Annotated in this window: 1 pseudogene; it reads left to right on the forward strand. The window is 67.7% G+C overall.

Annotated elements, in window-relative coordinates:
* Positions 1–334: pseudogene (locus E8F11_RS00170) on the forward strand (pseudouridine synthase); the annotation flags it as partial.
* Positions 335–629 lie beyond the last annotated feature (295 nt).

The following is a 629-nucleotide window of genomic DNA, read 5'->3' on the forward strand; positions in this document are numbered from 1 at the left end:
TCCGCGCCGTGACGGCGACGAGCGTCCGGCTCGTGGTCCGCGCCGCGAGGGTGACGAGCGTCCGGCCCGTGGTCCGCGCAGTGAAGGTGGCGAGCGTCCGACCCGTGGTCCGCGTCGCGAAGGTGACGAGCGTCCCGCTCGCGCGCCGCGCAGCACGCCGGTAGCCGACCGTCCCCGCGACGTGAACAAGAAGCGCCCGGCCAAGTCCCATGGCGAGCGTCCGGCCGTCGAGCTGGCGGATCGTCCGGCCCGCAAGCCGCAGCGTCCGCAGAACAAGCGCAGCGGTCCTCCCGGCGGTGAAGGCCAGCGTCCGGGGTTCGGTCGCAAGCGCTGAGTGCGCGAGAAATGAAGAAGGGGCTGCTTGGCAGCCCCTTTTTTTATTTCGGCGATTGCATACGCGGCTTCTGTAGGGGTGAATTCATTCGCCAAGCGGGCCGAAGGTCCGCCGGGCAGACTTTCAGGGGGCAGCTTTGCTGCCCTTGGCGAATGAATTGGCTATGTCTGCATTAGCTGAGGCAGCACCGAATAGAGGCGTCTAGTACGGCTCTTTCAGGCCTCCACGCCTACCTGATGCATCCCTCTCCCCCGGCCCCCGCCCTGCGCCCCAGCCTGATCGCTTCGCGCTCAGT

Source organism: Pseudomonas sp. BN417, assembly GCF_029871205.1.
Taxonomy (GTDB): Bacteria; Pseudomonadota; Gammaproteobacteria; order Pseudomonadales; family Pseudomonadaceae; genus Metapseudomonas.